Source organism: Bacteroidota bacterium (assembly GCA_034723125.1).
In the GTDB taxonomy this organism is placed as follows: Bacteria; Bacteroidota; Bacteroidia; order CAILMK01; family JAAYUY01; genus JAYEOP01.
In genome coordinates, this window is the sequence record JAYEOP010000201.1 from 1 (window position 1) to 3,510 (window position 3,510).

Annotated in this window: 1 protein-coding gene; it reads left to right on the forward strand. The window is 31.9% G+C overall.

Annotated features, from left to right (window positions below):
* Positions 1-3,510: PKD domain-containing protein (locus tag U9R42_05860; protein MEA3495546.1), on the forward strand; the 3,510-nt coding region annotated here is incomplete at both ends.

Consider the following 3,510-nt stretch of genomic DNA (forward strand, 5'->3'; position numbering starts at 1 on the left):
TTCCTGGGATTCTGCCAATATTGTAAATTCAAAGAAGATAGTAAATGATAATGGCCCTGGTAATTACTTTTCTTGGGGAATTCAAATCGGAATTGATCGGAAAATCTATGTTACAAATACATATTATATTGATTGTATTGAATTTCCTAATAATGTAGATACTTTTTGTGGGTATAAAGACAGTGCAATTTATCTTTTAGGAAATCAGAGTCTACTAAATTTCCCCGACTTCCTACAATCCTACTTTTTTAAACCTGATTTTGAGGCAATAGGTACTTGCTTTAGCGATACCACGCAATTTTATTTACAGGATTCCTCACAGGTAGATTCTCTTTTTTGGATATTTGATGATAGCATAAGTGGGGCAAATAATTATTCAACATCTTGGGCACCACAGCATTATTTTTCTGATACAGGAATTTACAATGTTAACATGATTGTTTACCACGATACTTTTGCGGACACTTCAGAGCGAAAAATTCGTATCAGTCCTTATCCTTCAGCCAATTTCAGTATTAATGATAATGCACAATGCCTGGCTTCAAATTATTTTGTATTTTCAAATTCAACTTCCATTTCATCAGGCTTATGTTCTTATGAGTGGCATTTTGGAGATTCTATTAAAAGTTATGATACAAACACCAATCACGTTTATTCTTATGAAGACAGTTTTAATGTAAAAATGTATGCCCTTTCAGATTACGGTTGCGAAGATTCGGTTTCAAAAACGGTTTATGTTTTTCCGCCAAAAGCAGATTTTGAGATTACAGATTCAGCACAATGTTCTCTCGGAAATAATTTTGAGTTTATCAATAAAACAAGCAATAATTTTGGAACAATCCAATACAGTTGGCTTTTTGGTGATGGGGACACCTCAAATGTTGCCGATACCGTTTATCACTCTTATCAAACATCCGATACTTTTTCAGTAACGCTAATAGCAACTTCAAATTTTGGCTGTTCAGATACTTTAACAAAACAGCTTGTTGTAAATCAAAAACCTAACATTATTGCTCAATCATACAACGATACTTTTTGTGTAGAAGACAGCATTTCTACTTATGTTTCAGCTATTGGTACACAACCATTTATTTATCAATGGAATAAAAACGGACAATTTCTTTTAGGAGAAACTGATAGTCTGCTTAATTTTTTATCAACTTCAAGAAATGATTCAGGTATTTATCAATGTGTAGTTTCAAATTTTTGCGGAGTAGATTCAGCTAATAATATCAAATTAACTGTTTATGATGGTCCAACAATAAATTTAATTCCTGATAAAAGTACAATTATCGTTGAGACTTATATATTGTGGCAAAAATGTTTTGGAGGTTCTTCAAATGACATTGGCTATAATTTAATTCAGACAAATGATGGGAATTACTTGTTTGTGGGAAACACTAAATCAAATAATTATGATGTGTCAGGCAACCATGGTAGTCAAGATTATTGGGTTTGTAAACTAAGTGATGATAAAAATATTTTATGGCAAAAATGTTATGGAGGAACAAATTACGATAAAGGATTTGACATTCATGAATTAAGTAATAATAAATATTTTATTAGCGGTTTTTCTGCATCTACCAATGGAGATGTGAGCGGTAATAACGGAAGCTCAGATTTTTGGAATGTAATGATTGACGATGTCGGAGCTATCAATAATCAAAATTGTATTGGAGGAAGTTCATCTGAAAAAGCTATTTGTTCAGGCAAAATAAATGAGTATTCATTTGTTGTTGGTGGAGCTACAAATTCAACAAGTGGAAATTATTCAACTAATCATGGTGGTAGTGATATTTTAATTATTAAAACAGATAGATCCGGAAATATAGCTTGGCAAAAATGTATTGGAGGTTCAAAAAATGATAATTGTTATGGCATTGCTGTAGAAGGGAAATATATATATGCGGTAGGAAGTTCTAATTCTTCGGATGGTAATATAACTAAAAGCTACGGCAATATGGATATTATTGTAACAAAATTAGATACAAATGGAAATTTGATTTGGGCAAAAAATTATGGTGGGGATTTAAATGATGAAGGATTTGATATTTGCATAGTAAATGGGGGGATTACTTTTACAGGATATACTTCTTCAAATAAATATTTTATAAAGAAACCAAAAGGACAAGTTGATGTTTTTATAATTAAAATTGACCAAGGTGGCAACATTTTATGGAAAAACCGCTACGGAGGAAGAAATGTGGAAATAGGGTTTTCAATAAACAAAACAATGGATAACGGGATTCTTGTTTCCGGTTATTCAAATTCAAAAGACAAAGACATAAAAGATAACAATGGATTTGATGATAGCTGGGTGTTTAAAGTTGATAAAAACGGCAAGTTAATATGGGAAAAAAACTTAGGAGGAACATCAGGTGAAACATCTTATGAAGCTATTCAGCTAAATATCAATGAATATTTAGTTTTATCTAATACCTCTTCTTTTAATATTGATGTAAGCGGCAACCACGGTAATTTGGATGTTTGGTTAGTAAAATTAAAAGAAAAGTATAAAGTTGAAATTTGCGAACACGACAGCTTAATTTTAACAGTTAAAGCTTCAGGAGTAAAACCAATTTTTTATCAGTGGTTCAAAGATGACAATCCAATCAATGGTGCTACATCAACAAAACTTATTATCCCTAATACTGTTTTAAGCGATAGCGGAAATTACTATTGTATTGCAAGTAATATGTGCATACCTGATACTTTGGATAAAGTACATGTTACTATTCATACGGTTCCTATAGCTAATTTCATAATCAACGATTCCACTCAATGCTTAAATACAAATAAATTTGATTTTACAAACCTAACAACTTTTGGAAATTCATCAGATTTAAATTATCACTGGAACTTTGGTAACGGTTCAAGCTCAACGGATTCTAATGGACATAAAAAGTATTCCACTTTTGATACTTTTGATGTTCAGCTTATTTCAACATCTTCTTATGGTTGTGCTGATACTACTGTGAAAAAGGTATATGTTTTTGAATCACCAAAAGCAGATTTTTCTGTCAATGACAGTTCGCAGTGTTTTAATGAAAACAGTTTTCAATTTACAAACCTAACAGCATTTCAAAACCTGTTAGGTTTAAACTACAGTTGGGATTTTGGTAACGATTCAAGCTCAACGGATTCCAACGGACAAATGACCTATTTGGATTTTGATACTTTTTCAGTTCAACTTGTTTCAACTTCAAATCTCGGATGTGCCGATACGGTAACAAAATCAATTTTTGTAAACCCAAATCCAAAAACGGATTTTTCTGTAAACAATTCTGTTCAGTGCTTGAACGAAAATAGCTTTGAGTTTTTCAACCTAACAGCTTTTCAAAACCTGTTAGGTTTAAACTACAACTGGGATTTCGGCAACGGTTCAACTTCAACGGATTCCAACGAACAATTGAAATATTCAAGCTTTGATACTTTTGATGTTAAGCTTGTTGCTACTTCAACTATTGGTTGCAAAGACTCAATTACAAAAAGCGTAATCGTTAATCCTTC